At 66.3% G+C, this 26,752-nt stretch carries 33 protein-coding genes and 4 tRNA genes; 17 read left to right on the top strand and 20 right to left on the bottom strand.

Annotated elements, in window-relative coordinates; translation table 11 throughout:
• Positions 1-51 precede the first annotated feature (51 nt).
• Positions 52-2,382, bottom strand: coding sequence for a TonB-dependent receptor (locus BKE09_RS18655; protein WP_075677189.1), 2,331 nt, complete (start codon positions 2,380-2,382; stop codon positions 52-54).
• A gap of 231 nt (positions 2,383-2,613) precedes the next feature.
• Between BKE09_RS18655 and BKE09_RS18650 the strand changes: the two genes are divergently transcribed.
• Positions 2,614-2,689: transfer RNA gene (locus tag BKE09_RS18650), tRNA-Ala, on the top strand.
• Between the two features lie 61 nt (positions 2,690-2,750).
• On the opposite strand, the gene BKE09_RS23555 is transcribed toward BKE09_RS18650, so the two are convergent.
• Positions 2,751-2,924: a hypothetical protein gene (locus tag BKE09_RS23555; RefSeq protein WP_006457496.1), complete on the bottom strand. Its 174-nt coding sequence runs from the start codon at positions 2,922-2,924 to the stop codon at positions 2,751-2,753.
• Between the two features lie 158 nt (positions 2,925-3,082).
• Here BKE09_RS23555 and BKE09_RS18645 point away from each other — a divergent pair, with 158 nt between their 5' ends.
• Complete coding sequence (locus BKE09_RS18645; protein ID WP_075677373.1) at positions 3,083-3,568, top strand: hypothetical protein; 486 nt, start codon at positions 3,083-3,085, stop codon at positions 3,566-3,568.
• A gap of 6 nt (positions 3,569-3,574) precedes the next feature.
• On the opposite strand, the gene BKE09_RS18640 is transcribed toward BKE09_RS18645, so the two are convergent.
• The gene (locus BKE09_RS18640; protein WP_075677187.1) at positions 3,575-4,336 is read right to left on the bottom strand and encodes an SDR family oxidoreductase; all 762 of its coding nucleotides are present in this window, start codon (positions 4,334-4,336) and stop codon (positions 3,575-3,577) included.
• Positions 4,337-4,468: 132 nt separating this feature from the next.
• Between BKE09_RS18640 and BKE09_RS18635 the strand changes: the two genes are divergently transcribed.
• Positions 4,469-5,311 carry a methylated-DNA--[protein]-cysteine S-methyltransferase gene (locus BKE09_RS18635; RefSeq protein WP_075677185.1) on the top strand — a complete coding sequence of 281 codons (843 nt, stop codon included), beginning with the start codon at positions 4,469-4,471 and terminating at the stop codon, positions 5,309-5,311.
• Positions 5,312-5,348: 37 nt separating this feature from the next.
• Here the strand turns inward: BKE09_RS18635 and BKE09_RS18630 are convergent, their stop codons facing one another.
• Positions 5,349-6,374, bottom strand: coding sequence for an NADP-dependent oxidoreductase (locus BKE09_RS18630; RefSeq protein WP_075677183.1), 1,026 nt, complete (start codon positions 6,372-6,374; stop codon positions 5,349-5,351).
• A gap of 334 nt (positions 6,375-6,708) precedes the next feature.
• Between BKE09_RS18630 and BKE09_RS18625 the strand changes: the two genes are divergently transcribed.
• The 7 genes from BKE09_RS18625 to dxs all read left to right on the top strand — a co-directional run bounded on the left by BKE09_RS18625 (position 6,709) and on the right by dxs (position 13,381).
• A tRNA-Phe gene (locus tag BKE09_RS18625) sits at positions 6,709-6,784 on the top strand.
• Between the two features lie 72 nt (positions 6,785-6,856).
• Positions 6,857-6,932, top strand: a tRNA-Phe gene (locus BKE09_RS18620).
• Positions 6,933-7,073: 141 nt separating this feature from the next.
• Positions 7,074-7,625: a lipocalin family protein gene (locus BKE09_RS18615; RefSeq protein WP_075677181.1), complete on the top strand. Its 552-nt coding sequence runs from the start codon at positions 7,074-7,076 to the stop codon at positions 7,623-7,625.
• Between the two features lie 164 nt (positions 7,626-7,789).
• Complete coding sequence (locus BKE09_RS18610) at positions 7,790-8,266, top strand: LEA type 2 family protein (protein ID WP_014037905.1); 477 nt, start codon at positions 7,790-7,792, stop codon at positions 8,264-8,266.
• Between the two features lie 64 nt (positions 8,267-8,330).
• Entirely contained in the window at positions 8,331-10,121 is a 1,791-nt protein-coding gene (locus BKE09_RS18605; RefSeq protein WP_075677179.1) for an acyl-CoA dehydrogenase C-terminal domain-containing protein, read from the top strand.
• Positions 10,122-10,702: 581 nt separating this feature from the next.
• Positions 10,703-11,368, top strand: a complete 666-nt coding sequence (locus BKE09_RS18595) for an HNH endonuclease (protein WP_032956174.1) — start codon at positions 10,703-10,705, stop codon at positions 11,366-11,368.
• Between the two features lie 105 nt (positions 11,369-11,473).
• A complete protein-coding gene (gene dxs / locus BKE09_RS18590; protein WP_075677371.1) occupies positions 11,474-13,381 on the top strand; it encodes a 1-deoxy-D-xylulose-5-phosphate synthase in 1,908 nt (635 codons plus the stop codon).
• Between the two features lie 139 nt (positions 13,382-13,520).
• Here dxs and BKE09_RS18585 read toward each other — a convergent pair whose 3' ends face one another.
• From BKE09_RS18585 to BKE09_RS18575, 3 genes are all read right to left on the bottom strand, one after another.
• Positions 13,521-13,724, bottom strand: coding sequence for a hypothetical protein (locus BKE09_RS18585; RefSeq protein WP_005417823.1), 204 nt, complete (start codon positions 13,722-13,724; stop codon positions 13,521-13,523).
• A 177-nt stretch (positions 13,725-13,901) separates the two neighbouring features.
• A complete protein-coding gene (locus BKE09_RS18580; protein ID WP_032956176.1) occupies positions 13,902-14,465 on the bottom strand; it encodes a DUF3011 domain-containing protein in 564 nt (187 codons plus the stop codon).
• A 131-nt stretch (positions 14,466-14,596) separates the two neighbouring features.
• Positions 14,597-14,803: a hypothetical protein gene (locus tag BKE09_RS18575; RefSeq protein ID WP_075677175.1), complete on the bottom strand. Its 207-nt coding sequence runs from the start codon at positions 14,801-14,803 to the stop codon at positions 14,597-14,599.
• Between the two features lie 403 nt (positions 14,804-15,206).
• On the opposite strand from BKE09_RS18575, the gene BKE09_RS18570 reads away from it, so the two are divergent.
• The 4 genes from BKE09_RS18570 (at position 15,207) to BKE09_RS18555 (ending at position 16,743) form a co-directional block, all read left to right on the top strand.
• A complete protein-coding gene (locus tag BKE09_RS18570; protein ID WP_075677173.1) occupies positions 15,207-15,494 on the top strand; it encodes a hypothetical protein in 288 nt (95 codons plus the stop codon).
• A 12-nt stretch (positions 15,495-15,506) separates the two neighbouring features.
• Positions 15,507-15,740 carry a DUF1653 domain-containing protein gene (locus BKE09_RS18565; protein WP_014037922.1) on the top strand — a complete coding sequence of 78 codons (234 nt, stop codon included), beginning with the start codon at positions 15,507-15,509 and terminating at the stop codon, positions 15,738-15,740.
• 87 nt (positions 15,741-15,827) lie between these two features.
• Entirely contained in the window at positions 15,828-16,397 is a 570-nt protein-coding gene (locus BKE09_RS18560) for a TetR/AcrR family transcriptional regulator (protein ID WP_075677171.1), read from the top strand.
• Positions 16,398-16,410: 13 nt separating this feature from the next.
• Positions 16,411-16,743 carry an SMR family transporter gene (locus BKE09_RS18555; protein WP_075677169.1) on the top strand — a complete coding sequence of 111 codons (333 nt, stop codon included), beginning with the start codon at positions 16,411-16,413 and terminating at the stop codon, positions 16,741-16,743.
• 22 nt (positions 16,744-16,765) lie between these two features.
• Here the strand turns inward: BKE09_RS18555 and BKE09_RS18550 are convergent, their stop codons facing one another.
• Both BKE09_RS18550 and BKE09_RS18545 read right to left on the bottom strand, forming a co-directional pair.
• The gene (locus BKE09_RS18550) at positions 16,766-16,939 is read right to left on the bottom strand and encodes a DUF1328 domain-containing protein (protein WP_005417836.1); all 174 of its coding nucleotides are present in this window, start codon (positions 16,937-16,939) and stop codon (positions 16,766-16,768) included.
• 94 nt (positions 16,940-17,033) lie between these two features.
• The gene (locus BKE09_RS18545; protein WP_075677369.1) at positions 17,034-17,675 is read right to left on the bottom strand and encodes a LysE family translocator; all 642 of its coding nucleotides are present in this window, start codon (positions 17,673-17,675) and stop codon (positions 17,034-17,036) included.
• Positions 17,676-17,836: 161 nt separating this feature from the next.
• Here BKE09_RS18545 and BKE09_RS18540 point away from each other — a divergent pair, with 161 nt between their 5' ends.
• On the top strand, positions 17,837-18,529 hold the full coding sequence (locus BKE09_RS18540) for an aspartate/glutamate racemase family protein (protein WP_075677167.1): 693 nt from the start codon (positions 17,837-17,839) through the stop codon (positions 18,527-18,529).
• A gap of 12 nt (positions 18,530-18,541) precedes the next feature.
• Here the strand turns inward: BKE09_RS18540 and BKE09_RS18535 are convergent, their stop codons facing one another.
• Positions 18,542-18,904 carry a hypothetical protein gene (locus BKE09_RS18535; protein WP_170871775.1) on the bottom strand — a complete coding sequence of 121 codons (363 nt, stop codon included), beginning with the start codon at positions 18,902-18,904 and terminating at the stop codon, positions 18,542-18,544.
• A 274-nt stretch (positions 18,905-19,178) separates the two neighbouring features.
• Between BKE09_RS18535 and BKE09_RS18530 the strand changes: the two genes are divergently transcribed.
• Together BKE09_RS18530 and BKE09_RS18525 are read left to right on the top strand one after the other, a co-directional pair.
• Positions 19,179-19,694, top strand: coding sequence for a DUF3011 domain-containing protein (locus BKE09_RS18530; RefSeq protein WP_075677165.1), 516 nt, complete (start codon positions 19,179-19,181; stop codon positions 19,692-19,694).
• 86 nt (positions 19,695-19,780) lie between these two features.
• Positions 19,781-20,230 (top strand): GNAT family N-acetyltransferase, encoded by a 450-nt coding sequence (locus BKE09_RS18525; protein ID WP_075677163.1) that lies wholly within the window; start codon positions 19,781-19,783, stop codon positions 20,228-20,230.
• On the opposite strand, the gene BKE09_RS18520 is transcribed toward BKE09_RS18525, so the two are convergent.
• The 10 genes from BKE09_RS18520 to infC form a co-directional block, all read right to left on the bottom strand.
• A complete protein-coding gene (locus BKE09_RS18520; protein ID WP_075677161.1) occupies positions 20,209-20,550 on the bottom strand; it encodes a phosphotyrosine protein phosphatase in 342 nt (113 codons plus the stop codon). The two genes, BKE09_RS18525 and BKE09_RS18520, sit on opposite strands and share 22 nt — an antisense overlap.
• Entirely contained in the window at positions 20,547-20,747 is a 201-nt protein-coding gene (locus tag BKE09_RS18515; protein WP_075677159.1) for a hypothetical protein, read from the bottom strand. The genes BKE09_RS18520 and BKE09_RS18515 overlap by 4 nt, the downstream gene beginning before the upstream one ends.
• A 117-nt stretch (positions 20,748-20,864) precedes the next feature.
• Positions 20,865-20,941, bottom strand: a tRNA-Pro gene (locus tag BKE09_RS18510).
• A gap of 68 nt (positions 20,942-21,009) precedes the next feature.
• Entirely contained in the window at positions 21,010-21,366 is a 357-nt protein-coding gene (locus BKE09_RS18505) for a MerR family transcriptional regulator (protein WP_005410431.1), read from the bottom strand.
• Positions 21,347-21,646: an integration host factor subunit alpha gene (locus BKE09_RS18500; RefSeq protein ID WP_005410432.1), complete on the bottom strand. Its 300-nt coding sequence runs from the start codon at positions 21,644-21,646 to the stop codon at positions 21,347-21,349. Before BKE09_RS18500 ends, BKE09_RS18505 begins: the two co-directional genes overlap by 20 nt.
• 27 nt (positions 21,647-21,673) lie before the next feature.
• Positions 21,674-24,055 (bottom strand): phenylalanine--tRNA ligase subunit beta, encoded by a 2,382-nt coding sequence (pheT, locus tag BKE09_RS18495; protein ID WP_075677157.1) that lies wholly within the window; start codon positions 24,053-24,055, stop codon positions 21,674-21,676.
• Between the two features lie 121 nt (positions 24,056-24,176).
• Entirely contained in the window at positions 24,177-25,172 is a 996-nt protein-coding gene (locus BKE09_RS18490) for a phenylalanine--tRNA ligase subunit alpha (RefSeq protein WP_014037935.1), read from the bottom strand.
• Positions 25,173-25,365: 193 nt separating this feature from the next.
• Positions 25,366-25,725, bottom strand: coding sequence for a 50S ribosomal protein L20 (gene rplT, locus BKE09_RS18485; RefSeq protein ID WP_005410435.1), 360 nt, complete (start codon positions 25,723-25,725; stop codon positions 25,366-25,368).
• Between the two features lie 11 nt (positions 25,726-25,736).
• Complete coding sequence (gene rpmI, locus BKE09_RS18480; RefSeq protein ID WP_005410436.1) at positions 25,737-25,934, bottom strand: 50S ribosomal protein L35; 198 nt, start codon at positions 25,932-25,934, stop codon at positions 25,737-25,739.
• Positions 25,935-26,200: 266 nt separating this feature from the next.
• Positions 26,201-26,728, bottom strand: a complete 528-nt coding sequence (gene infC, locus BKE09_RS18475; protein WP_074725076.1) for a translation initiation factor IF-3 — start codon at positions 26,726-26,728, stop codon at positions 26,201-26,203.
• Positions 26,729-26,752: the final 24 nt, after the last annotated feature.

The following is a 26,752-nucleotide window of genomic DNA, read 5'->3' as shown; positions in this document are numbered from 1 at the left end:
TTTGCATTCCAGCAGCGCGATGGCGGGACGACCCGCCACCGCGTCAGCGCATTACCAGTTCATGTTCAGCGAGACACCGACGGTGCGCGGCTCGTTGTAGACCGCGGCCATGTAGTTCTCGATCACACCCTTGAGGTTCTTCTCGTTGGTGATGTTGCGCGCGAACAGCGCCACTTCGTAGGCACCGTAGTTGCCCGAGTAACCGATCTTCAGGCCGCCCTCGAAGTCACCCTTGGAGTTGAACTCCTTGCTGTCGTACAGCACGAAGCTGGTGTAGCCCTGCTTGTTCCAGTCGGTGGAGACGAACATGGTGCCGGCATCGCTGACCGGGAAGTCGTAGCGTGCTGCGAGGTTGACGTTGTACTTCGGCGCGTTCGGCAGCGGGTTGCCGTCGATCTGCGCGAAGGTGTTGGCACCGACCTTGATGGTCGGGTCATTCACGGTGCACACCACCTGGCCGTTGAGGCCGCAGACCTGCGCGTAGACGCGCTTGTCCTTGATCTCGCTGTGCAGCAGGCTCAGGCCGGCGCTCAGGGTCAGGTTCGGGATCGGGCGCAGTTCCATGTCCGCTTCGAAACCGTAGGCCTTGGCCTTGTCAGCGTTGAACAGCACGCCGTTGCCGTCCGAATCGTTGCCGTTGAGCTGGATGTCGTTGACGGTGTAGGTGAACGCGGTGGCGTTCAGGCGCAGGCGGTTGTCCCACAGGCTGCTCTTCACGCCTGCTTCCCAGGACAGGATGGTCTCGGAATCAGCGGTGGTGAAGTCGGCATTGAACACCGCCGAACGGCCCTGGATGGTCGGCCCACGGAAGCCGCGTGCGACCTTGGCGTAGACGCTCACGTCCGGCGTGATCTGATACATCGCGCTCAGATCCCAGCTCGGGGTGGTGTCGGACATCTTGACGTCGGTGCGGCCCTTGTAGGTGACCACGCCGGCGGCAGTGTCAGCCGTCTTCAGCAGGCGGGTGTGCTTCTCGTCCTTGGTCTGGCGCAGGCCAGCAGTAACGGTGAACTTGTCGGTGAAGGCGTAGCTGATCTGGCCGAAACCGGCCCACGAGGTGTTCTTGTTGCGCAGGCGCACCCAGTTGTTCGGGTTGCGGGCCGCGCCCTGCAGGAACCATGCGCGCTGGTAGAAGTCGGTGGTGTCGCTGCCGTTGAAGTAGAACGCACCGGCCTGCCACTGCAGGGCGCTGTCGTCATGGCTGGCCAGGCGGAATTCCTGGGTCCACTGGTCCAGATCACGGATGCGGCCCATCGACTGGCCGTAGCCATTCGGCACGCCGTTCACCGGGAAGTTCACCGCTGCACCACCGTCGGTGTCGCCGCGGCTGTAGCCGGAGGTGGTTTCGTAGGCGGTGATCGAGGTGAAGTCGATCGCACCGAAGTCGTAACGCGCCTTCACCGAACCGCCGTAGGTCTTGTAGGCCTGCGGGTTGTTGTCGGCTTCGTCGTAGGCGACCTTGTCGCGCGGCACGTCGGTCTTGTTCGAGCCCTTGGTCAGCGCACCGCGCAGGAACAGGGTCGAGGTGCCTTCGTAGTCACGGGCATGGGCCGAGGCCAGGATCGAGAACTGGTCGCTCGGGGTCAGCAGCAGCTGCGCGCGCACGTTGCGGTCATCGAAGCCGCCCATGGCGTTCTTCTTCGGGCTGACCGTGCCGTCGGCACTCGGGCCCTTGTAGGTGTTGTCTACATAGTCGTCGCGGTGCTGGTACAGGGCCGACACGCGGAACGAGGCGATGTCGTTGATCGGGCCGCCAAAGCCGCCGTCGATCGACACGCTGTTGTAGGTCGCGTAGCTGGCGCTGACGCGGCCGGTGTAGTCCTGGGTCGGCTTCAGGGTGTCGAACTTGATGATGCCGGCGGTGGTGTTGCGGCCGAACAGCGAGCCCTGCGGGCCGCGCAGCACTTCCACCTGGTCCACGTCATAGACCGGGTTGGACTTCAGCACCACGTGTTCCAGCACCACGTCGTCCTGGATGATCGACACCGGCTGCGAGGCACCCAGGTAGAAGTCGATGTTGCCCAGGCCGCGGATGTAGAAGCGCGGGAAGATGCGGCCGGTGGTGGTTTCCGCATACAGGCTCGGCACGCGGCCGGACAGCGCCAGCAGGGTGTCGTCGCCGCCGGCGGTGAAGTCGCGCATGCGCCCGCCCTGCACCACGCCGACCGAGACCGGCACTTCCTGCAGGTTCTGCTCGCGGTGCTCGGCGGTCACGGTGATGGTGTCCAGCCCGGTCGGGGTCGGCGCGCTGTCCTGCGCGGCGGCGCCGAAGCTGCCGACCAGGGCCAGGCCAGCACAGGCCAGGGCCAGCGGGTGGCGGCGGAAGGAAACGAAGGAAGACGACATACCCGACAGGCGGCGGGAATCGGAATGGGAGGGCATGGAATGCTCTGAGGAGGCGTCCGTGCGGCCTGCGCGAGCCGGGCGGCAAATAGGAGGAATACTGCGCAAGCCGCCATTATCCCCCAAATTGTTACGATTTCGTTGCGCGGCATCCGGGCCCGACAAACCGGACGGTTTCGGCACAGTGCACGCCTTCATGCCACGCCGTCCGGCACATCCTGGGTCGGCTTGGCAAGGCGCAGCCAGTTGGCTACACTGAAGCCCTGCCGTGGGGCCATAGCTCAGCTGGGAGAGCGCGTCGTTCGCAATGACGAGGTCAGGAGTTCGATCCTCCTTGGCTCCACCACTCATAAAGAAGACCCGCCGATCGTCGCGATCTGCGGGTTTTTTCTTGCATCGATCACGAGTCAGGCAGGTTCCTGATCCCCGTCCTTGCGGCGTGGACCACGCGAATGCGTATCACGCACCTGCTGATCGCGCTGCCCCGGCCGCTGCTTTGCCACGTCCTCCTGCGCCCTGTCCTGACGGCTTTCCTGTACGCCCTGTTTCGGATCGCCAGGGTCTTTGTCGCGCTCGCTCATCGAAGTCTCCTGTGCCGGCGAAGGCCGATCAGGACTTCACGCTAGAGGCTGCGCAGTGATCCGCAGGTCAGGCCCGCGCGAACAGCGTGTGCAGTTCCGCTTGCCGCCGCAGCTCACGGCTCTGCAGAATCCGGACCAACATGCCCAGCCAGTCCGCGATGTCACCTCCCGCCCAGCACGCCGCGCGCACGCTGCCAATGCGCCTCGATCCAGCGGACGGCAGCATCCAGCTCGGCCACCTGCCGACGCTGATCGGCCCCACCCTGTCTCGGGATGAAGCGCGTGTCGCCTTTGCCGCGCTGGTGCGTGACGAGCGCGATGTCGGCACCGGCTACCGCTGGCTGAGCCTGCACCGGCTCAGCCTGGGCGGTGCGCCCGCTGGCATCAGCCTGTGCTTCCACGGGCAACGGCTCGACATGGTGACGATGAACGTCGATCTGCCCGGTGCAACACTGGAAGACGGCTGGCCGACCCAGGCAGCAATCGATGCCGAAGTCGCTTTCATGCGCCGCACCTTGGCTACGGCACTCGGGCGCAAACTGGCCGGCGGCCACGCCCGCTTCGGCTGGGGCGAGGCCTGGGCCCGGTTCGACCCGAAAGGCTTCATGGCCAGCAGCGGCATCCGCTACTCGCCACGCACGTGACCGCACTCAGGTACGGGTGATCGACACCCCACCCTCCACGCGCATCGCGCTGCCGGTAACGAAACTGCTTTCATCGCTGGCCAGGAACAACGCCGCATTGGCGATCTCCTCCGGCTCGGCGAGGCGCTTGAGCGCATGCAGCGAGCGCACGAAGTCGCGGGCATCGCCGGTCGGTGCCGCTTGCCGGCCCATCTCGGTATCGGTACCACCGGGCAGCAGCACGTTGCTGCGCACGCCACGCGCCCCGTATTCGGCGGCGATCACCTGGCTCAGGCCGATCAGCCCGGCCTTGCTCGACGCATAGGCCGCCATGCCCGGGAATCCCACGGTATGGCCGACGAAGGTGCCGACGAACACCAGCGAGCCACCGCCGCGTGCCAGCAATGCCGGCAACTGCGCGCGTGCGGCATGGAAGGCGGCATCCAGATTGGTGGCCATCACTTCGCGCCAGGCGTCCACCGGGAACTCCGCTGTCGGCACGCCCGGGCCGAGCATGCCGGCGTTGTTGAGCGCGATGTCCAGGCCACCGAAGGACTGCTGGGCAAGATCGACCAGCACGTGCGCCGTGCCCGGGTCGGCCACGTCGGCGGCATGCACCACGGCTTCGCCACCGGCGGCGCGAATCTGCTCGGCCAGCGCCTGCAGCGGCTCCAGCCGCCGCGCGTTGAGCACCAGTTTTGCGCCTTCGGCGGCAAAGCGCAGCGCGCTGGCGCGGCCAATGCCGGCGCTGGCACCGGTGATGAGAGCAATCTTGTTATTCAGGCGCATGGTCGCGGTGCCGGTTGTGAAGTGGCCGCCACGATGCCGCGCCTTCGGCCCGCCAACACTCCGTTTCCGGGCCTCACAGATGGGTGCAGGAAACGGAGTTTCCGCAGCACCGGCACGTGCCAGAATCCGGCCATGGACAGTACCGCCACCACCGCCCTCGATGCCCGCGTCGAACGCGTCTGCCGCCACCTTCAGACCAGCCTCGACGAACCCTCGCTACAGGATCTGGCCGACATCGCCGGCTGCAGCCCGACGCGCCTGCATCGCCTGTTCAAGCAGGCGACCGGACTGACCCCAAAGCAGTACGCCGCCGCGCTGCGCGCCGACCGCCTGCGCACCGGCCTGGAACAACAGGAGCGCATCACCGATGCCTTCCACGATGCTGGCTTCGGTTCCAGCGGGCGCTTCTACGAGAACGCACCGAAGCTGCTGGGCATGACGCCCAAGCAATGGCGCGCAGGTGGCCGCGGCGAAGTCATCCACTTCGCCATCGCCGAAAGTTCACTGGGCAGCGTGCTGGTGGCCAGCAGCGAGACCGGCGTGGTCGCGATCCTGCTCGGCGATGATCCGGAGACGCTGTTGCAGTCACTTCAGCAGCGCTTCCGCCAGGCCGAACTGGTCGGCGCTGACCACGGCTATGAGCAACTGGTGGCACAGGTGGTGGGCCTGGTCGAGGATCCCTCGCGAGGCGCCACGCTCCCGCTGGATATCCGCGGCACCGCCTTCCAGCAACGGGTATGGCAGGCGCTGCAGCAGATTCCGCGCGGCCAGACGGCCTCGTATGCCGATATCGCCGCGCATATCGGCGCGCCGCGATCGAGCCGCGCGGTGGCACGCGCCTGTGCAAGCAATCCGCTGGCCGTGGCGGTGCCCTGCCACCGGGTGGTGCGCCGCGATGGCGACCTGTCCGGCTATGCGTGGGGCGTGGCACGCAAGCGCGAACTGCTGCGCCGGGAAAAGGCCTCGACTGCCTGACGTGGGTGCCGACCTTGGTCGGCACACCGCCAGGCCCTCAATCCAGCTTCACCACCAGCTTGCCGAAGTTGTGCCCCTTCAGCAGCCCGAAGAACGCCTCCGGCGCCTTCTCCAGCCCTTCCACCACATCCTCGCGGTACTGGATGCGGCCTTCGCGCAGCCATTGCGGCATCTCGCGTTCGAAGTCCGGCCACAGGTGGTTGAAGTCGTGCACGATGAAACCACGCACGGTCAGGCGCTGGCGCAGGATCTGGCTGAACAGTGCCGGCAACCGGTCCGGGCCAGGCTGCTCGACGCCGCGCTCGTTGTAGGTGGCGATGGTGCCGCACACCGGAATGCGGGCGAAGTCGTTGAGCAGCGGCAGCACTGCATCCAGCACGTGCCCGCCCACGTTCTCGAAATACACGTCGATACCCGTGGGCACCGCCGCGCGCAGCTGGGCGGCGAAATCAGCGGCGCGATGATCCAGCGCCACGTCCACGCCCAGCGTCTGCAGATAGGCACGCTTGGCCTCGCCACCGGCGATGGCGACCACGCGCGCGCCCTGCAGCTTGGCCAGTTGGGCCACGGTCGCGCCCACCGGCCCAGTCGCGGCAGCCACCACCAGCGTCTCGCCCGGCTTCAGGCGTGCGATTTCATGCAGGCTGGAATAGGCGGTGAAACCCGGCATGCCATACACCCCCAGCGCCGTACTCAGCGGCAGTCCGGCCGCATCCAGACGACGCCCCAGCGCCTTGGCCGGCAGCACCGCGTGGGTCTGCCAGCCACCCGGCGCCAGCACCAGCTCTCCCACCGTCACACCGTCGGCGTTGGATCGCAGCACTTCGGCCACGGTCTGGCCTTCCATCACCGCCCCTACCGCCACCGGCGCGGCATACGACGGGCCCTCGTCCATGCGTCCACGCATGTACGGGTCCAGCGACAGGTAGCGGTTGCGCAGCAGCACTTCGCCATCCGCCAATGCCGGCAACGCAACCTGCTCCAGGCGGAAGTTGGCTGCACTTGGCGCCCCCTGCGGACGCGACGCAAGCACGATGCGTGAGGTGGTGGAGGGATCGGACATGGCCAGGTCTCTGCTGTTGCCAGCATCAGGAAAGGACTGCCGACACTACGCCGCAGCCATCCCCGATGGCGGCCACGAAAACAGCGTTCCATTGCCCGGACCCGCGCGGGTCCGGCGCAACCGTTGCCCTTGCAGCTTTGCCGCTCACGATGGCCTGCTGTTTTCCGCCGCAGACGATGATCGACTGGCCACGCCCCGCCCCACAACGGAGGATCAAGCACTTGCGAGCGCGCAGACGGCAATGTGAAGAAATCTTGGCAAAACGCTTGCCGAAGGCAGCCGACCTCCGTAATATACGCGTCCTTGGCAGCGACCTCGCTGCAACGAAACATGTGGCCGAGTAGCTCAGTTGGTAGAGCAGGGGATTGAAAATCCCCGTGTCGGCGGTTCGATTCCGTCTTCGGCCACCATTTTCGAAGGCCTGCAGAAATGCGGGTCTTTTTTTTCCGGAAACCGCATTCACCGCGGTAGCCACACAATTTGGCCGAGTAGCTCAGTTGGTAGAGCAGGGGATTGAAAATCCCCGTGTCGGCGGTTCGATTCCGTCTTCGGCCACCATCTTCAGAGACCTGCAGAAATGCAGGTCTTTTTTTATTCGCGCTCCGCGCAAGCGGCGGCCACCGCCGCCCGGTTGACGAAACATTTACACCGGCATGCGCGGCGGCACCTACGCTCCAGACTCCTGCCTGGAGCCTGCCGATGCCTCTGCGCCCCGCCCTGCTCGCCTGCCTGCTGCTGGCCGCCTCCCCGGTGATCGCCGCCGAACCGGTGCGCGCAGTCGACACGCTGGACATCGACCGCTACGCAGGCCAGTGGCACGAAATCGCGCACCTGCCGGTGTCGTTCCAGAAGCAGTGCGTTGGCGAGATCACCGCCAACTACGGGCTGCGCCGCGACGGCCGCATCAGCGTCACCAATGCCTGCCGCAATGGCGAGGGCGAACGCGTGGTCGCCGAAGGCGTGGCACGCCCGGTGGCCGGACACCCCGGGCAGCTGCAGGTGCGCTTCGTGCCCGACTGGCTGAGCTGGGTCCCCCTGGTCTGGGCCGACTACTGGGTGCTGGCGCTGGACCCGGACTATCAATGGGCGCTGGTTGGTGAACCGGACCGCAAGTACCTGTGGATCCTCTCGCGGCTGCCGGAAATGGATCGCGCCCGGTTCGAACAGCTGAAAGCCAAGGCCGAGGCCATGGGCTACGACCTCGGCCCGCTGCGGCTGATGGCACCGTTGCGCGATACGCCCGCCGACTGAACCGCCCCGCATCGGGGGCATCCGGCGTGCCCGATCCAGCGTTGCGCACGCCCGGCCGCCATCTTCACGCGCTACCCTCTGCGACGGGTCGCCACAGGCGATCCACAAAACCATACGCCGTAGTATGCTTACCCCAACGCACCCCCTCCAGAGGACTTGCGCCCATGCTCCACCGTTTCCGCACCGCCTTGATCGTCCTGTGCACCCTCGCCCTTGTTGCCTGCAACAACGGCATCGTCAAGCGTGTTTCGGAACCGGCCGCCAGCCTGCAGCAGCTGACCGTGCGCGCCGACGGCAACTGGACCGTGGCCCTGCGCCTGCAGAACTTCAGCTCGATGCCGATGACCTTCGATGACGTCTCGCTGGCGCTGACCGTCGGCGACAACGACGCCGGCACCCTGCAGGTCAAGCCCGGCATCTCCATCGGCGGCACCTCCGCCGATGTCATCAATGTCGACCTCGTGCCCAGCTCGGCCGCGCGCCTGGTGGTGGCCGACGCACTGGCCAGCAACCGCACCCTGGCCTATGGCCTGAAGGGAACGGTGGCGGCCACGCCGCAGGAAAAGAAGCAGCGCAGCTTCGACATCAGCAGCCGCAGCACCCTCAACCAGGCCCCCGGCCTGCCCGGCGTGCTGCGCTGAACCCGCCTTTCGTCGCGGCGCCCGGCGCCGCTCTCCCCTGCCCTGATCAAATCGAGACGTACCGATGAGCAGCTACACCGCCCCGCTTTCCGACCTCCGTTTCGCCCTGCACGACGTGCTCAAGGTCGAACCCCTGTTCGCCCGCCTGGGCTTCACCGACGCCACCGCCGACGTGGTCGATGCCGTGCTGGAAGAAGCCGGCCGCTTCAGCGCCACCGTGCTGGCCCCGCTCAACAGCGTCGGCGACGAGATCGGCTGCGTGCTCGACCAGGCCACCGGTGAAGTGACCACCCCGCCCGGCTTCAAGCAGGCCTACGACCAGTTCGTCGATGGTGGCTGGACCGGCCTGACCGCCTCACCGGAGCTGGGCGGCCAGGGCCTGCCGCACACCCTGGGCGTGCCGCTCAACGAAATGATCAACGCCGCCAACCTGGCGTGGGGCAACTTCCCGCTACTCTCGCATGGCGCCATCGAAGCGCTGAAGCAGCACGGCGAGGCCTGGCAGCACGAGGCCTTCCTGAAGCCGCTGATCGAAGGCCGGTGGACCGGCACCATGTGCCTGACCGAACCGCACTGCGGCACCGACCTGGGCCTGCTCAAGACCAAGGCCGAGCCGAACGCCGATGGCAGCTATTCGATCACCGGCACCAAGATCTTCATCACCGCCGGCGAGCATGACCTGACCGGCAACATCGTGCACCTGGTGCTGGCCAAGCTGCCCGACGCCCCTCCGGGCGCCAAGGGCATCTCGCTGTTCGTCACCCCCAAGTTCAAGGTCGACCGCGAGGGCAACGTCGGCGAGCGCAACGCACTGCGCTGCGGCTCGATCGAGCACAAGATGGGCATCAAGGGGTCGGTCACCTGCGTGATGAACTTCGATGGTGCGCAGGGCTACCTCGTCGGCCAGCCGCACAAGGGCCTGCAGGCGATGTTCACCATGATGAACACCGCGCGCCTGGGCGTCGGCCTGCAGGGCATCGGCCTGTCCGAGCGCGCCTACCAGAACGCACTGAAGTACAGCCGTGAGCGCCTGCAGTCGCGCGCCCTGAGCGGCGCCAAGTTCCCGGACAAGCCGGCCGATCCGATCCTGGTCCACCCGGATGTGCGCCGCATGCTGCTGACGGTGAAGTCGCTGGTCGAAGGCAGCCGCCTGCTGGCCCTGCACGCGGCCACCCTGATCGACGTCGCCCACCACGCCGAGGATGCCGCCGAGCGCGAGCGCGCCGACACCCTGGTGAGCTTCCTGACCCCGATCTCCAAGGCCTGCCAGACCGAATGGGGCATCGAGAACACCTACAACGCCTTGCAGTGCTTCGGTGGCCACGGCTACATCCGCGAGCACGGCATGGAGCAGCTGGCCCGCGATGCACGCATCACCACGCTGTATGAAGGCACCACCGGCATCCAGGCGCTGGACCTGATCGGCCGCAAGACCGCGTCCAGCCAGGGCGCCGGCCTGAAGCTGATGCTGGCCGAGATCGAAGCCTTCGCCAAGGAACACGAGGGCAATGAAGCGCTGGCCGAGTTCATCGGCCCGCTGCGCGCCAAGGCCGCCGAATGGGGCAAGCTGACCCTGGACGTGCTGCAGCGCGCGGCCGGCAATCCGGACGAACTGGGCGCAGCCAGCTACGACTACCTGTTCTATTCGGGTTACGTGGTGCTGGCCTACTGGTGGGCCCGCAGCGTGGCCGCCGCCGACGCCAGCGCGCACGGTGCCGCCTTCGCCCAGGGCAAGCGCGAAACCGCACGCTTCTACTTCGCCCGTGTGCTGCCGCGCACGCTCAGCCACGCCGCCGCGATCCAGTCCGGTGCCGCCCCGCTGATGACGATGGACGACGAGCGCTTCGGCGCCTGAGCCGGGCTGCGGCCGGCACCCGCGGTAGTGCCGGCCGCTGGCCGGCAACCGCAACAGCCGGCTTCCTGCGGGATGGCGAGGTGGGTCCAATTGCGGGGGACGGCGCAAGTACGTCCCTGTAGCCTCGGTCGCCGCTTGCTCGTGTGCGCTGTCCTGCGCACACGGCAGGACCGGGGTTGGGCGTCCTGCCCAACCCGCCCGAGGCATGCCTCGAGCCCATGCGGCTCACGCCCCCGCAACCGGCCCCACCCCGCCTTCGACAGATTTCTGCTGCTGTTGGTAGGTGTCGACCTTGGTCGACACAGTAGATCCACGCCACGCGTGGATAAGGGGTCAGAGCCCTTTCCTGCGGAAAGGGATCCGACCCCGGCCTGACAGCCTCGATCACCTCTCTGGAGAAAAGCCCCCTTTTGTTAAAGGGGGCGCGCCGAAGGCGCGGGGAATAGGAAGAATGCGTGGGCATCCCAGCCCGCCGACGGCGGGCTGGGATGCCGAATGCGCGGACCTGAATGTTGACGATTTGTGTATCGCCTGTCGGCGATACACAAATCGTCAACATTCAGGTATAAGCTGTTCTCCCGATGGAGACAGACACTACACGCTTGGGTCTGATCGAAGCCGGAGCTCCGTTTTCTGCTCCGGGCGCCGAAGCATCGCCCAACGCCACGACGCTGCATCGCCCCGGTTCGGTCCGGCTGCTCTCGCTTGATGCCCACGGACGCGTACTGGACTGGATCACCTGGCAGGATGCGGCCTGCCTCTACGCCCGCGAGGCGGTGGCCTGGACGCTCGGCGATCCCTGCCTGCACATCCACGGCGGCACCAACCGCTTCAGCGGCCTGCAGAGCGGCATGGACCTGCACCCGATCATCGCCGCCCGCGGCCACGCCCGCTCCCGCGCGATCGACCCGACGCCGAACCTGACCAACCAGGCCCTGTTCGCCCGCGACGCCCATCTGTGCATGTATTGCGGCCAGCAGTTCAGCCGCCCCACGCTCACCCGCGACCACGTCATGCCGCTGTCCAAGGGCGGCCTGGACTGCTGGGAAAACGTGGTCACCGCCTGCTTCCACTGCAATTCGCGCAAGAGCGACCGCACCCCGCAGCAGGCCGGCATGCCCCTGCTGGCGGTGCCCTACCGACCCAGCTGGATCGAGCACCTGATCCTGTCCAACCGCAACATCCTGGCCGACCAGATGGCCTTCCTGAAGGCGCAATTGCCCAAGCGCTCGAAACTGAGCACCTGAACGCCCGAAAATGCAACCCTCACCGTCCTGTCACGGACGGCGGCGTTTGCTTGCCCCACCCCCGTTTGAGGGCGAAAATGGGCGTTCAGAAAAAGTGCGAACATGATGATCGACTCTGCCCGCTATCCCCGCCTCGCGCGCATCCAGACACCGGATGACCTGCGCACGTTCGACGAATCCGAATTGAGGGCGGTTGTCGACGAACTGCGCGCCTACCTGATCGAATCGGTGGGCAAGAGCGGCGGCCACTTCGCCGCCGGCCTGGGCGTGATCGAACTCACCGTGGCCCTGCACTACCTGTACCAGACGCCGCACGACCAGCTGGTCTGGGACGTCGGCCATCAGACCTACCCGCACAAGATCCTCACCGGCCGCCGCGACGAGATCCACACCGTCAAGCAGAAGGACGGCGTCGCGCCGTTCCCGAAGCGCGAGGAAAGCGAGTACGACACCTTCGGCGTCGGCCACTCCTCGACCTCGATCTCGGCCGCACTCGGCATGGCCATCGCCCGCCAGTCCGAAGGCGACGACCGCAAGGTCGTGGCGGTGATCGGCGACGGCGCGATGACCGCCGGCATGGCGTTCGAAGCACTGATGCATGCCGGCGGCATGGAGCCGGAACCGAACCTGCTGGTGATCCTCAACGACAACAACATGTCGATCTCCGAGGCCGTGGGCGGCCTGACCAAGATGCTGGGACGCGCCACCGGCAGCCGCACGCTCAACGCACTGCGCGAAGGCGGCAAGAAGATCCTCGGTGACAAGAAGAACAACCCCGCGCGCTTCGTAAAGCGCTGGGAAGAACACTGGAAGGGCATGTTCGTGCCCTCCACGATGTTCGAGGAAATGGGCTTCCACTACACCGGCCCGATCGACGGCCACGACATGCCTGCCCTGCTGTCCACGTTGAAGACGCTGCGCGCCTCCAAGGGCCCGAAGCTGCTGCATGTGATGACCACCAAGGGCAAGGGCTACGAGCCGGCCGAAGGCGACCAGATCGGTTACCACGCCGTGGGCCCGTTCGATCCGGACAAGGGCCTGGTGGCCAAGGCCGGGGCCAAGAAGCCGACCTATACCGATGTATTCAGCGACTGGCTGTGCGATGCCGCCGCCGCCGAGCCGCGCCTGTACGGCATCACCCCGGCAATGCGCGAAGGCTCCGGCCTGGTGCGCTTCAGCAAGGAATACCCGCAGCGTTACTTCGACGTGGCGATCGCCGAGCAGCACGCGGTCACCCTCGCCGCCGGCATGGCCACCCAGGGCGGCAAGCCGGTGGTGGCGATCTATTCCACCTTCCTGCAGCGCGCGTACGACCAGCTGGTGCACGACGTGGCGATCCAGGACCTGGACGTGCTGTTTGCGATCGATCGCGCCGGCGTGGTCGGCCCGGACGGCGCAACCCACGCCGGCAACCTCGACCTGAGCTTCCTGCGCTGCGTGCCGAACCTGGTGGTGATGGCACCGTCCAATGAAGCCGAGTGCCGGCAAATGCTCAGCACCGGCCTGCAGCACCCGGGCCCGGCCGCCGTGCGCTACCCGCGTGGCACCGGCACCGGCGTTGCGGCCGGTACCGACCTGTCGACCCTGCCGATCGGAAAGGGCGAGCTGCGCCTGCAGGGCAGCCGCATCGCCCTGCTCGCCTTCGGCAGCACCGTGGCCGCCGCTGAGCAGGTCGGCCGCGAACTGGGCCTGAGCGTGGTCAACATGCGCTTCATCAAGCCACTGGATCGCGAGCTGGTGCTGGCCATGGCCGCCCAGCACGAGGGCCTGGTGACGATCGAAGACAACGTGGTGGCCGGTGGTGCCGGGTCCGGTGTTGGTGAACTGCTCAATGCCGAAGGCGTGCTGCGCCCGATCCTGCACCTTGGGCTGCCCGACAGCTACCAGCACCACGCCAGCCGCGAGGACCTGCTGGCCGAAGCCGGCATCGACGCGGCCGGCATCCGCGCCGCTGTGCTCAAGCGCTGGCCGCAGCTGGCCGCGGGCACCCCGCCGCTCAGCGCGGCAGGCTGAGGCCGATCACCACCCGGTAGATCCACACAGGGCGCAATGGGTGCGGACAGGGTCCGCACCCTTCAGGATCGAAACGCGTAGATCCACGCCATGCGTGGATGGCGGAACTCCGGAGACCTGCCTCGGCAGGCACCCGCCCTCAGCCGTAACTTACCGCTTCGACGAATGCGCCGCTGGCTTCCACGCGCACGGCCGCACGCTGACCGGTGTCGACAAAGTGCAGGCGGGCCAGCGTCTCGGCGAAGTCATAGGCACGGGCGCCATCGCGGAACTCGATCGGCTCCGGCCGGTCCGGATGCAGCACGCGCCACTGGCGCTGTTCGCATTGCAGGCGGATCAACATGCAGCTCACTCCTTGAGGCAGCGTATCGATGGCGGCGGCGCGATGCGCATGCCGGCTAGGGCACACGACACCGCTGGGATTCAGGGCACGCAACGTGCCCTGATCGCAGACGATACGGCGTTCAAAATGTGAGCTGTATCAGATTATTCTGATTTTCACGGGTCAGACCCGTAATGCTCAGTTCACCTGGAACTGCGCCCGGCAGCCATCGCTGACCCAGATGCCACGGCGATCCCAGCCCCAGCTCTGGCCTTCGATGCAGGCGCTGCGCGAGTCCTGGCGGATCAGGCGGACACCCCGGCGGATGCGGGCATCGCAGTACTCCTGGCGATGACCATTGGAATGGCAGGTGACCACGTCGCCGCCGCCCCACCCATTGCCATTGCCATTGCCCCAGCCGCCGCCATTGCCGCCCCAGCCGCCACCGCGGCGGTACTCACCCACGAATTCGGCACGGCACCCCTGTGTGACCCAGACGCCATTGCGTGACTGGCCCCAGGTTTCGCCTTCCACACAGGGCGAACCGGACAGCTGGCGGATCAACCGCGCACGGCCGTCCAGGCGGCACTCATTGCTGCGGTTCTTGACCGACTCGCAGCGCACGATGCCACTGCCATCGCGGCCACCATAGCGGTCGTCGTCATAGCCGTAGCCATAGCTCTGCGCCTGAGCGCCACCGGCAGCCGCCAGCATCGGCAACAGGGTGCAGGCCAGGGTGCGCCAGGTGAGTGCCTTGCCCATCGAGATCTCCAGATGAATACGATGGCGCAAGCATCCGGGATTCACGGCCCGCCGCACAGAGGGGGGCGCAACGGCAGTTTTTCCCCATTCAAACAACGCAACCGTGGCTGACTGCGCCACGGCTGGTGGCGTCACTCTCCGACGTGGAGCGCGTCTACCGTGTTGCCAAGCGCCTCGACACGCACCGTACTACGCTGGCCAGTGCGGCGGTGATGCTCCACGGCGAGCGCTGCGGCGGCGTCAAAGGCGTCGGCACCACGGGCATAGCCAGCGGCGGCGCTCGCCTGCGGATGCAGCACGGACCAGCGCTGGGCAACGCATTGGACGGTAATGATCATCAGGAGGCTCCTGCAGATGGAAGGATGCAGTGGCAGGCAGACGGGCCGCTTGCCGGTACACCATCAGGCTAGCGACCGCCTCCGGGTTGGCCCATCAGACTTGTACGAAAATGCCGCGCCTTCGGGTCGGCTCTTTGCTCCCTCACATCCCTGAGTCCGTTTAGCCCGTTCATTCCGTGATCCTTGTCACGGAGTCAGCCTGGCTTCACACTATCGTCATCAACAGGGGCCCCTTCCACATGCGCACCTTCTTCTCACAGCAGCGCTGGACGTTGCTGAAGTTCTATTTCGTGGCCAGCTATCTGATCCTGATCGAAGAGCTGGTCCGCGCCGCCGTGCACTGAGCGCTTGCCGTCGGGAGGGCTGCGGCGGACACTGTTGCTTTAGGCACGGAGCCCGCCCGATGAAAGCGCTATTTCTGATTCCCGCCCTGCTGGTGCTGTCCGCCTGTGCCAGCCCGGACACGGCGGCGACCGCGCGTGCCGATGCCAGCGCGACGTCGACAGCCACACCCGTAGTCGGTGGTGATCGCGATGCGCATGGCTGCATTGGTTCGGCCGGCTACCAGTGGTGCGAGCACAGCCAGCGCTGCGAACGCCCATGGGAACTTGCACAGGCACAGGGCCTGGCCAACACCGCCGAGGCCATCGACGCATACTGCGCCACGCCGGCCAGCCCGGCGCGCAAGTGAGTCGCGCGCATCATGACTGAGCTGAGCCCGCTCCCCGTACTCGCCCTGGGGCGCTACCGCCATTTCAAGGGGGGCGAGTACGAAGTGATCGACATCGTCCGCAGCAGCGAGACGCTGGAACCGCTGGTGCTGTATCGCGCCCTGTATGGCGAAGGTGGCCTGTGGGTACGCCCTTACCCGATGTTCATCGAACAGGTGCCCGGCGAGCACGGCCCACAACCCCGCTTCGCACGCATCGACGGTTGAATCCGTGCTGCCGGCCCGGGTCGGCAGCCACGGCGCGGCGGCAGGCCTGCGCTACAATCGTACCGTCCAGTCGGTTTCTTCCCGCCCATGTCCGCTTCAACTTCCCGTTCGCGCCGCAAGGCGCCCGACAGCGTGCGCCAGTCATTGCTGCAGGCCACCATCACAGTGATCGGCCAGCATGGACTGGCGGCACTGACCGTACAGGATGTCGCGCGCGCGGCCGGGGTCAGCAAAGGCGCGTTGTTCCACCATTTCAGCAGCAAGCAGGCGCTGGTCGATGAAGCCATCGCCACACTCATCGCCGACTTCGAAGCGCAGGTGCGCGGCCTGATGGAAGGCAGCCCCCGCCATGGCTGCTTCAGCCGCGCCTACGTACGCGCCAACTTCGATCACCTGCTGCAGCAGGAGCGGGACAACGACATCGGCCTGACCCTGGGCAACATGCTCGAACCTGCCCTGCTTGCCCAGTGGGGCGCATGGCTGCGAGGCATGCTGGCCGAATTCCCGGACGAAGCCTCCGACCCGCGCCTGTATGCAGCGCGCTGCGTAGCCGACGGCTACTGGGCCACCGCCTACGGTCGTCCGCTGGATGAAGAAGAACGCCTCAATGCACTGGCCATGGCCGAGCAGGCCCTCAAGCTGTGCGACCCGCAGTGACCCGGAGCCCGCGATGAACCCCTATATCTACTTGGCTGCGGCCATCGTGCTGGAAGTGATTGCCACGTCGCTGCTGAAAGCCTCAGACGGCATGAGCCGGCTGTGGCCGACACTGGGCGCGCTGGTCGGCTACGGACTGTGCTTCTACCTGCTGTCAGTCACCATGAAATCGATACCGACCGGCATTGCCTACGCCATCTGGTCCGGCGTCGGCATCGTGTTGATTTCGCTGATCGGCTTGGTGGTATTCAAGCAGCGCCTGGATGCACCGGCGCTGATCGGCATCGGCCTGATCTGTGCCGGCGTGCTGGTGATCAACCTGTTCTCGCGCAGCAGCGCGCACTGAACCCGCTGCTGCGCGACAGGCGCTAGCTGACCTTCTTGGCCACGCTCATGCCGATCAGGAACAGCACCACGGCGATGATGATGCCGGCCCAGAACAGGAACTTGGCGATGCCCACGGCGGCACCGGCGATGCCGCCGAAGCCCAGCACGCCCGCGATGATGCCGATGATGGCAAAGATGATGGCCCACTTGATCATGTCAGTCCTTTCCCCGCAGGGAATGCAAACGGTGTGATCAGGCTAGGCCGCCGCCGATGCGGCAGTCGTGAACAGGCCGCGTGCGCGGCGTGAATCAGCGCGGCCGGAAGCGCAGCAGGGCCACCGCGAAGGCCAGGAACACGCTCCCCACCAGCCGCTCGAACCAGCGCCGTGCGAAGGGTTTGGCCAACCAACGGCGCAGGCCGTGGCCACCGGCCGCATACATCACGTACCAGAACAGTTCGCAGGTCGCGAAGGTCGCCACCAGCACGCTGTACTGCACGGCCTGGCTGCGCGACGGGTCGACGAACTGCGGCAGGAACGCTGCGGCGAACAACAACAACTTGGGGTTGCTCAAGCCAACCCACAGGCCGCCGCGGAACACCGTGCCCGCGCCGTGCACCGGCGCCAGCACGACCTCTGCATCGTTGGCCACCGGCGGTGCCGGCCGGGTGCTGTCACGCCACGCCTTGATGCCGAGCCAGGCCAGGTAGGCCACGCCGAGATAGCGCAGCACCTCGAACAGCATCGGCGAAGAATGCAGCAACGCGCTCAGGCCTGCAGCGGAAGCGGCCAGCACCAGCAGCATCGCCAGCAGGCAGCCGGCCATGGCCGGCACGCTGCCACGAAACCCCAACCCGACGCTGCGGCCAAGGATATGCAGCATGTTCGGCCCGGGCGTCCCGCACAGCACGAAGACCGTGGCCAGGAACCACCACCAGGTATGCAGGGCCATGCCGGTTTCCACTTCAGAAGACGGCACCAGCATACGGCGCTCGCCCGCGATGCGGCACATACAGCATGCGGTGGATGCGACGGTTACAGATGCCGGCAGCCGTGCACGGCATTGCCATGGCCATCTGTGCTGCAATGGCCCCCTCTGGCATGGAGCAGTGCATGAAGACCCTCGGCCTGATCGGCGGCATGAGCTGGGAAAGCTCGGCGCAGTACTACCGGCTCATCAACGAGGCGGTGCGGCATCGCCTCGGTGGCGCGCACTCGGCGCAGCTGCTGCTGTGGTCGGTGAACTTCGCCCCGATCAAGCAGTTGCAGCACGACGGCGACTGGGGTGCGCTGGGCGACCACATGCTCGATGGCGCACGTCGGCTGCAGGCCGGTGGCGCTGAGCTGCTGGTGATCTGCACCAACACCATGCACACGCTGGCCGCTCGGATCGAAGCCGAGTGCCCGTTGCCTCTGCTGCATATCGCCGACCCGACCGCCGCTGCGATCCTCCAGGCTGGCATCCGCAAGGTGGGGCTGCTCGGCACCGCCTTCACCATGGAACAGGACTTCTACCGCGATCGGCTGCAGGATCGCTTCGGATTGGAGGTACTGGTTCCCGAAGCCGATGATCGCCGTAGCGTGCACGACATCATCTACCAGGAACTGATCGCCGGCGTGGTCAGCGAACACTCACGACAGGTCTACGCCGGCGTGATCGCGAGACTGGTGGCGCGCGGTGCCGAGGCGATCATCCTCGGCTGTACCGAGATCATGCTGCTGGTGCGCCCCGAAGACAGTGCGGTGCCGCTGTTCGACACCACCACCCTGCACGCGCTTGCGGCGGTGGACGCAGCGCTGGCCTGACCCTGCGCGCGGTCAGCCCTCGCCCTGCACTTCCAGTGCGGTGATCAGCCAATCGACCACCGCCTGTGAATCACACAGGAAGAAGATGGCATCGCCCGAGCGCGCTTCGGTCAGCAGCCGATAGACGGTGATCGCCACCGCCGACTGGTTGGCGATGAACACTTCCGGGCTGCGCGGCCCCTCGCTGTGGCCGGCCACGGCATGCAGCGCCTTGCGCGCAGCCACGGTGGCGGCCGGGTCTGCGCTGCGGGTCAGTTCCGGCCCGCGCAGGCCCCACGCAATGAACACATGCTTGCCCTTGAACGTGGTGTCTAGGACACGCACCTGCCCGGCCTCTGCGCCAGCCGAGCGATGAATGACGGTACTGCTGATCAACGCAACCCCCTGTGGTCGTCGTGGTCCGCGCATCCTCCTCCACAAGCCGGCTGCACGCCAGTGACGGCAACCACAGGCGGTGCCGGCAAGCGTGGGAGACATGTAAGAAGGTGTAAGCCGATGCGATCGGATGTGCAGCGATGATAAGGGATGTAAGGCCCTGCATGGGCCTGTGCGCACTACTAAATCCCCACTGAGCCAGCGCCGGAACGATCCGTTCCGACAGCCTCGGGCTGGTCCATTCTTGCGGCCCGTTCCCCTGCCGAGGCTCTCCATGACCCATCGCCTGCTGCTGCCGATCGCCGCCTCTTCCCTGGCCCTGCTGCTGGCCGCCACCACGGTGGCCGCCCAGGATTACGACAGCGATCACATTCCGCCGCTGCGCTGCGAGTCGCAGTTCAACAAGACCCAGCAGTGCCCGATCGAAGGCCGCATGCGCCTGGCCAAGCAGCTGTCGGTCACCCGCTGCGTCGAGGACAGGAACTGGGGCCAGAGCCGCCGCATGCTCTGGGTCACCGACGGCTGTCGCGCCGAGTTCGTGGCCGACGAACATGGACGCGGCCGCTGGCCAGGGCGCGGCCGGGATCGTGACCGGGAGGACGACGGCGAGCGCCTGGTCTGCGAGTCCTACGAGCAGAAGGACAAGGAATGCCGCATCCGCGTGCGTCGCGAGGTGCGCCTGGTCAAGCAGAAATCGGTGACCCCCTGCATCGAGGACCGCAACTGGGGCTGGGACCGACGCGGCGTGTGGGTCAGCGATGGATGCCGCGCAGAGTTCCGTGTGTATTGACTGCCGTCCACACGCTGGCTGCGGCGGATCGGCAGGCGCCGCCGAGGTGATCGATAGACTGGGCGCACCCAGCCCAGGAGCCTTCGATGGTGCCGCCCGATCCCTCCGCGACAATGCTGCACATCCGCAAGGCAATGCTTGCCGACGTTCCGGCGTTGATCGCGCTCGACAGCGTTGCGGCCCGTGATCCACAACGCGCACGGCAGATCAGCGACTGGCAGGCCAACGGTGGCATGCACGTGGCCGAACGGGCCGGCCAGCTGGCCGGTTACCTGGTCATCCATCGTCACTTCTTCGGCGAAGCCTTCGTCGAGATGCTGATGGTGGCGCGCGAGCAACGCAGCCAGGGCGTCGGCGCCGCGCTGCTGCGCCATGCCATCGCGCTGCAGGGCCAGAGCAAGCTGTTCACTTCGACCAATGCCTCCAATACCGGCATGCAACGCCTGCTCGCCGCCTCGGGTTTCATCGACAGCGGCATCGTGCATGGCCTGGACGAAGGGGATCCGGAGCTGATCTACCGCTTTGCCGGCAGCTGATCCAGATACGTAGTTACCTTGGCATCCAGCAGGTCCATCAACAGCGGATCCATGCAGCGATAGTTGTCGGGGATGTCCAGGCAATGCAGGCGCTTGTGTTCCAGCAGGCGCGCGTACGCGGCCTGCAGGCGATGCTGGTGCTTGGCCTCCATCACGAAGATGACATCGGCCCAGCGGATGTCCGCCGGGCCGATGGGGCGTCGTGCATGCGGGCTGGTGCCGGCCGACAGCGCAGTGAAGCCGGGCCGCCGTCGCCACATGGCTTCGGCGGTCGGGCTGCGCAGCTGGTTGCGGCTGCAGACGAACAGCAGGTTGATCATTCCTGTTCCTGCAGTTGGCGGGCGCTGAGGACCGGATAGGTGAAGCCCAGCTGGCGTGCACGCGAGAGCTTGGCATCGCGCGTATACAACAGCTTCCAGTTCTTTTCAGGCTTGTAGCTGTAGGCGGTCGTGGCGCGGTCGCCACCGCGGGTGCGAGCCTGGCTGCGACGCCTGGCACGGTTTCTTGCAGATTCCATGATGTGTTCTCGTGAGTACCGGGTTCAGCAGCCGCGGTAGTACGAGTGGCGCGCAGCATACACCGCACGCACAAAAAAGCCCACGCATCGCTGCGCAGGCTTCTTGATTCATCACAGTGGTCGGGACGGCCGGATTCGAACCGACGACCCTCTGCCCCCCAGGCAGATGCGCTACCAGGCTGCGCTACGCCCCGACTGATGCTGCGATGTGCCCGCCAGTGCGGCGGGCCGTGAAGTATAGCGGATTACGATGGAAATGGGATCAGCGGCGCAGCAACTGCAGCACTTCTTCCAGCTCCATGCGCACCTGCTTGATGATCTGGTTGCTCAGCGCCGATTCCTCGCGGGCATCGGGACCGTCCAGACGCAGGCGTGCACCACCGATGGTGTAGCCCTGTTCGTACAGCAGGCTGCGGATCTGCCGCACCATCAGCACGTCATGGCGCTGGTAGTAGCGGCGGTTGCCTCGGCGCTTGGCCGGCTCAAGGCTGGGAAACTCGGTTTCCCAGTAGCGCAGGACGTGCGGCTTGACGTCGCACAGCTCGCTGACCTCACCAATGGTGAAGTAGCGCTTGGCCGGGATCGGCGGTAGTTCGCGGTTACTGCCCGGATCCAGCATAAGCTTCCACCCTCTCCTTGAGCTTCTGGCCCGGACGGAAGGTGACCACCGTACGGGCGGAAATCGGAATTTCCTCGCCGGTCTTGGGGTTGCGACCCGGGCGCTGGTTCTTGCGCCGCAGATCGAAATTACCGAAGCCCGACAGCTTCACCTGACGTCCCTGTTCCAATGCTTCACGCAGCACATCGAAAAACGCGTCGACGAATTCCTTGGCTTCCCGCTTGTTCAGACCGACTTCGTCGAACAGCTTTTCCGCCATCTCCGCCTTGGTCAATGCCATTGCCTGCTACCCCCGAGTGCTGCCCGCTCAGCCGCGGATCCGGGCGTGGTGTTCACGCTCGATGGCAGTGACCGCCTCGGCCACCACCGCATCCACGTCGCGGTCCGTCAGAGTGCGCGACTTGTCCTGCAAAATCAAGCCCATAGCGAGACTCTTGAATCCCGGCTCGACGCCCTGGCCGACATAGCGGTCGAACAGGTTCAGGTCGCGCAGCAGCGGGCCGGCGGCCTGGCGGACGGTGGCCGCCAGATCGGCCCAGGCCACCTGTTCAGGCACCAGGAACGCCAGGTCGCGGCGCACCGCCGGGAAGCGCGACAGTTCGCCGGCACGCGGCAGGCGGCGGGCGTTCAGCGGCTCCAGGTCCAGCTCGAAGGCATAGACGTCGGCTTCGATCTCCATCGCCTTGGCCAGGCGCGGGTGGATCTGGCCGATCCAGCCGATCGACACACCATCGCGGAACACTTCGGCCGAACGCGCCGGATGGCCGTAGGCACGGACCGACGGGCGGAACTCCAGCTGCGCGCCACTGGCTGCGGCCAGTGATTCCAGGTCGCCCTTCAGGTCATGGAAATCGACCTTGCGGGTCGGCAGGCCCCACTGCACCGCCTGCGCGTCACCGCAGACCGCAGCGGCCACGCGCGGGGTTTCCAGCGGCGCCGGTTGGCCGTCTCCGGCCTGCTGGGCGAACACGCGGCCCAGCTCGAACAGGCGCACGCGGCCGAGCTGGCGGGCGGCGTTGCGGCCCAACGTGGCAACCAGGCCCGGCAGCAGCGACGGGCGCATCACCGCCAGTTCGGCCGACAGCGGGTTGGCCAGCGGCACCAGGCCGTCGCGCAGCTGCCACTGGGTCAGCAGCGCGTCGTCGACGAAGGCGAAATTCACGGTTTCCTGCTGGTCACGGGCGATCAGCTGGCGACGCACGCTCAGCGCGTCCAGCTGGGTTTCGCTCGGCATCGCCACACGCGAGGCGCCGCCCGGCAGCGTGGTCGGGATCTGCTCGTAACCGTGGATGCGGGCCAGCTCCTCGATCAGGTCTTCTTCGATGGCGATGTCGAAGCGGCGGCTCGGCGCGGCCACCTGCCAGCCATCGGCGGTGGCAACCACGTCCATGCCCAGCGCGCGCAGGATGCGCTCGACTTCCGCATCATCGATGGTGATGCCGAGCACGCGGGTGATGCGGGCGCGCCGCAGCACGATGGTTGCAGGCTGCGGCAGATCGGCTTCACGCACGGCCTCGGTAACCGGCGCCGGGGTACCGCCGGCCAGGTCCAGCACCAGGCGGGTGGCGTACTCGATCGCGGTACGCGGCAGCGCCGGATCGACGCCGCGCTCGAAGCGGTGGCCGGCATCGGTGTGCAGGCCCAGCTTGCGGCCACGGCCCATGATCGCGGCCGGCGCGAAATGCGCGGCTTCCAGGAACACGGCAGTAGTGGCGTCGGTAACACGGGTGTCGAAGCCGCCCATCAGGCCGGCCAGGCCGACCGCACGATCGGCGTCGGTGACCACCAGGAAGCTGTCGTCCAGCGCGGCATCGCGGCCGTCCAGCAGCTTCAGGCTCTCGCCAGCGCGCGAACGGCGCACGGCGATGCTGCCCTGCAGGGTGCCGAGGTCGTAGGCGTGCATCGGCTGGCCCAGTTCCAACATCACATACTGGGTGATGTCGACCAGCAGCGAGACCGGGCGCACGCCGCTGCGGCGCAGACGTTCGGCCATCCACAACGGGGTCCTGGCAGCGGCGTTGACGCCTTCGATGACACGGCCCAGGTAACGCGGCGCTTCGGCGCCGGCGTCGAGCTGGATGCTCAGCTCACGGCTGCCGGCCGCCGGAATGGCGTCGGCGGCGAACGCCAGCACTTCGCTGCGGGTGGCGGCGGCGACGTCGTAGGCGATGCCGCGCAGGCTGAAGCAGTCGGCGCGGTTCGGGGTCAGCTTGATCTCGATGCTGGCGTCCGGCAGGCCCAGGCAGTCGACCAGGGCCTGGCCGACCGGGGCGTCATCGGGCAGTTCCAGCAGGCCGGAGGCATCGTTGTCCAGGCCCAGCTCCTTGGCCGAGCACAGCATGCCGTTGGACTCGACGCCGCGCAGCTTGGCCGGCTTGATCTTCAGTTCGCCAATCTGCGCACCGACCATCGCCAGCGGCGCCACCAGGCCCGGGCGCGCGTTCGGGGCGCCGCAGACGATCTGCAGCAGTTCGCCCTGCCCGGCATCGACCCTGCATACCTGCAGGCGGTCGGCTTCCGGATGGCGTACAGCTTCGACGATGCGTGCCACGACCACGTGCTCGAGGCCCTCGCCCAGCGCGGTCACTTCTTCCACTTCCAGGCCAATGGCGGTCAGCACCGCACTCAGTTCATCGCGCGAGGCGCCGGTCGGGACGTGGCTGCGCAGCCAGTTTTCGGAGAATTTCATGGTGTCACCCTGGTGGGAGGCGCGCCTCCCGTTGCGGTTTTTGTGGTCGCCCAGCGCATGCGCAAGGAGGCGTCCATCCAGAAAAGCAGCCGAGCATGGCTCGGCTCTACACGGTTGCGGCTTACGCGAACTGTTTCAGGAACCGCACGTCGTTCTCGAAGAACGCGCGCAGGTCGTTGACGCCGTAGCGCAGCATCGCGAAGCGCTCCACGCCCATGCCGAAGGCGAAGCCGGTGTAGCGCTCCGGATCGATGCCGACGTTGCGCAGCACGTTCGGATGGACCATGCCGCAGCCGAGCACTTCCAGCCAGCGGGTGCTGCCATCGGGCTGCTGCCAGGCGATGTCCACTTCCGCGCCCGGTTCAACGAACGGGAAATAGCTGGGGCGGAAGCGCATCTCGAAGTCGCGCTCGAAGAACGCACGCACGAACTCGGCCAGCGTGCCCTTCAGGTCGGCGAAGGTCGAATGCTCGTCCACCAGCAGGCCTTCCACCTGGTGGAACATCGGCGAATGGGTCTGGTCGCTGTCGCTGCGGTACACCTTGCCGGCGGCGATCATGCGCAGCGGCGGCGCGTGGTCGCCCATGTAGCGCACCTGCACGCCCGAGGTGTGCGTGCGCAGCAGGCGGCCGTCGCCGAAGTAGAAGGTATCGTGCATGGCGCGCGCCGGATGGTGCGGCGGGAAGTTCAGCGCCTCGAAGTTGTGCCAGTCGTCCTCGATCTCCGGACCTTCCGACAGCTCGTAGCCCAGCCGGCCGAAGATGCCGGTGATGCGCTCCAGGGTGCGCGTGATCGGATGCAGGCCGGCACGATCGCCATTGCGGCCCGGCAGGGTGATGTCGATGGTTTCGGCGGCCAGGCGTGCATCCAGTGCCGCATCTTCCAGCAGCGCCTTGCGCTCGCCCAGCGCGCGGGTCAGCGCGTCGCGGGCCTGGTTGATCGCTTCACCGGCAGCCTTGCGCTCGTCGGCCGGCAGGGCGCCGAGCTGCTTGAGCTGCGAGGTGATGCTGCCACTCTTGCCAAGCAGGGCCACGCGCAGCTGTTCCAGCACGTCGGGGCTCTGTGCGGCGGCCACATCGGCCAGCGCCTGGGTGGTGAGGGATTGGATGTCGCTCATGGGGGGCCGGAACTCCAGTCGATCTGCCATCGCGATGCGCGAAGGGCCGACCCCTGTCGCCACCGCCGTCCCCGCGCTGCCGCTGTGGCCGCGCCGGGACCCAAAAAAGAATGGGGAAGGACTTGCGCCCTTCCCCATGCATTGCCTTGACCTGACACCGTTCCGAGTGAACGGTTACGGCATCGGGAAGGACTTATGCCGCCAGCGCGCCCTTGGCCTTTTCGGCCAGCGCAGCAAAACCAGCTGCGTCGTGCACGGCGATGTCAGCCAGGACCTTGCGATCCAGGGTGATGCCGGCCTTCAGCAGACCGTTCATGAAGCGGCTGTAGCTCAGGCCGTTGATGCGGGCAGCCGCATTGATACGGGTGATCCACAGCGAACGGAAGTTGCGCTTCTTCTGCTTACGGCCGATGTAGGCGTACTGCTGTGCCTTGATGACCGCCTGCTTGGCGACGCGGAAGACCTTGCGACGGGCGTTGTAATAGCCCTTGGCGAGATCCAGAATTTTCTTGTGGCGGCGACGCGCCTGTACGCCACGCTTAACTCGTGCCATTTTTCAGTTCCTCAGAGGTAAGGGAGCATGCGGTCCAGACGGCCTGCGTCTTCTGCACGGACATGGCCCGTCTGACGCAGATTACGCTTACGCTTGGTCGCTTTCTTCGTGAGGATGTGGCTACGGTTGGCGTGGCCGCACTTGTACTTGCCCGAGGCGGTCTTGCGGAAACGCTTGGCCGCTGCCCGGTTGGTCTTGATCTTGGGCATTGCAATGTCCTTGATGGGATATGACCCTGGTTTCTGACTGATCTGGCGGCGGCCTGGGCCGCTCTTTCCGTCCTGCCATGATCGGCGTACGACCCGTCCTGGGTGGGTCGAGCCGGGCATGATACAGGCAAAACCGCCCTGCCACCAGCCCCTGCAACCCTTTCGCCGGCAATTCACCGGCTTCCTGCAAAAGCAAAGGGACGCCCACGGCGTCCCTTTACCCTGAACCATTCAGCCAGGCGCCCCGGAAGGCGGCCCGTCAGGCCTCAGGTCTTCTTCTTCGGCGCGATCATCATGACCATCTGACGCCCTTCCAGGCGCGGACGGGATTCAATGACGATGTCCTCGCCCAGATCGGTCTCGATCCGGTTGGCCATTTCGCGGCCCAGTTCCTGGTGGCTCATTTCACGGCCACGGAAACGGATGTTGACCTTGATCTTGTCACCATCTTCGAGGAACCCGCGCATCTTGCGCAGCTTGATCTGGTAGTCGCCCTCGTCCGTGACCGGACGGAACTTCACTTCCTTGATCTCGACCTGCTTGGTCTTCTTCTTGGCCTCGCTGGCCTTCTTCTGCGCTTCGAACTTGAACTTGCCGAAGTCCATGATCTTGCAGACCGGCGGATCGGCCTGCGGCTGGATTTCGACCAGGTCCAGGCCTTCATCTTCGGCCATGGACAGCGCTTCGTCGCGCGACAACACGCCGATCATTTCTCCGTCACTGCCGATCACGCGGACGCGCGGCACACGGATTTCCTGATTCTTGCGGTTCTGTTTGTTGTCAGGGGTGCTGATATTACGTTCTCCCAAGGGTATCGA

The sequence above is a fragment of the Stenotrophomonas sp. TD3 genome (assembly GCF_001939825.1).
Taxonomy (GTDB): domain Bacteria; phylum Pseudomonadota; class Gammaproteobacteria; order Xanthomonadales; family Xanthomonadaceae; genus Stenotrophomonas.
The sequence above is the reverse complement of the archived record's forward strand: the minus strand, read 5'-3'. Positions and strand labels throughout refer to the sequence as shown.